This window comes from Peribacillus sp. NPDC058002, from assembly GCF_042886655.1.
GTDB classification, from domain to species: domain Bacteria; phylum Bacillota; class Bacilli; order Bacillales; family DSM-1321; genus Peribacillus; species Peribacillus aracenensis.
In genome coordinates this window covers 1-1,608 of the sequence record NZ_JBHVQU010000474.1, presented here as the reverse complement: position 1 = coordinate 1,608, position 1,608 = coordinate 1, and the positions used below count along the sequence as shown (strand labels likewise).

Here is a 1,608-nt window from a genome sequence, read left to right as displayed (position 1 = left end):
CCAGAAAAAGGGAAATGCTCCTTAAGAACACTTGCCTTTCAATATCAGTAAATGACTTCCAATCTTCTTTATCCTGGTTGAAATCAATGTCACGAGGATTCCATATACCGAATTTCTTTGCCTTTTGATAAAGTTTAAATGGTAGGGAATCTTCTTTAAAACTCCGGCTGGTGGTCGTTAAATTCATTCTTTTCATGGTAATGCCTCCTTGAAATTATGAACTTTGAACTTTTGAATCTCTGGATTTTTAAAATTTGTAAGAGTTTTCATTATATTGTAAGATATTAGTAGCGTTTATCCTAGCACTGAAAATGTAGGGAGGAATAAAGTCGAATGCTTGAGGAAACTCTGTTGAATCATGTAAGAAAGATATCCCAACAAAAAGATATGGCAGATAAATCACAAATGATTGTAAAAGGCTGTGTGGATTTTTTTTCATTTCAACGAGCATCTTTATTCAGTTATTCATGTTTAACGGGAATGGGTGAAGGAATATGTGCATGTACAAGTGAAGATACCTTTTCATTACATAATGTTAGAGAAAATATTCATGATATATACCCCATCCACCAAGCAGTCATCCATAACAAACCCATGTACTTAACCATACAGCATGCAAAATCCTCCATCCCTGCAAAATACGTTAAAAGATTTTCCATCTCATCATTGGCAATCATTCCGATAATTGTGAATGACTTGGCCATCGGTTTAGTTTTAGTCGACCCCATTCACGCTAACGAGCCAATTACCAAGAATGATTTAAATAAGCTTTCCCATTATTTAAAACTGGCTGTCGGTTCAACAATGGATTCCGCCCCTCCCACTTACCTTCTAAGCAAACGTGAAGTGGAGGTCCTTCAATATTTAGCCAATGGAATGGGATTAAAGCAAATGGCACCAATAATGAGCGTTAGTGAATTTACCGTCAGAGATCATATTTCTTCTGCTATCAGGAAATTGGGAGTGAATCATCGGACAGAGGCCGTCGCGGTTGCCATAAGAAACAAAATGATTATGTGAAAACAAAAAAAACCTTCAAAGAAGGTTTTTTTTGTTTAAGTATTATTGAGTTACTTTTTCTTCAACTTTCGCAGTCCAGTTCAACTCGTCTGCGACTTTACCTGTTTGCACACCTGTCAGTGTATCATAAAGCTTTCTAGAAAGTTCTCCAGTTTCCCCGCTTTGAACAATCATTTCTTCACCATTCCACAAAAATTCACCAATTGGTGAAATGACCGCGGCTGTACCCGTTCCAAAAGCCTCTTCCAATTGACCTAATTTATAGGCTTCATGGACTTCTTCCATCGAAATGCGTCTTTCCGACACGGGAAGGCCCCAATGTTTCAGCAATTCGATAATGGAATCACGAGTAATACCCGGAAGGATACTTCCATTTAAAGCAGGAGTGATAATTTCACCATTAATTTTGAAGAAAACATTCATGCTTCCAACTTCTTCGATATACTTTTTCTCTACTCCGTCTAACCAAAGAACTTGGGCATAGCCCATCTTTTCGGATACTTCTTGGGCTTTCAGGCTCGAGGCATAATTACCGCCCGTTTTGGCTTCACCCGTACCTCCATTAACTGCACGTGTGAAGGCTGACTC

Annotated in this window: 2 protein-coding genes and 1 pseudogene; 1 reads left to right on the top strand and 2 read right to left on the bottom strand. The window is 38.4% G+C overall.

What is annotated here, in order from left to right; genetic code table 11:
* A pseudogene (locus ACFVSH_RS26435) lies at positions 1 to 196 on the bottom strand (R2-like ligand-binding oxidase); the annotation flags it as partial.
* 137 nt (positions 197 to 333) lie between these two features.
* Here ACFVSH_RS26435 and ACFVSH_RS26430 point away from each other — a divergent pair.
* Complete coding sequence (locus ACFVSH_RS26430; protein ID WP_387598950.1) at positions 334 to 1,020, top strand: helix-turn-helix transcriptional regulator; 687 nt, start codon at positions 334 to 336, stop codon at positions 1,018 to 1,020.
* Positions 1,021 to 1,062: 42 nt separating this feature from the next.
* Here the strand turns inward: ACFVSH_RS26430 and ACFVSH_RS26425 are convergent.
* Positions 1,063 to 1,608: aminotransferase class IV (locus ACFVSH_RS26425; protein ID WP_387708777.1), on the bottom strand; the 546-nt coding region annotated here is incomplete at its 5' end.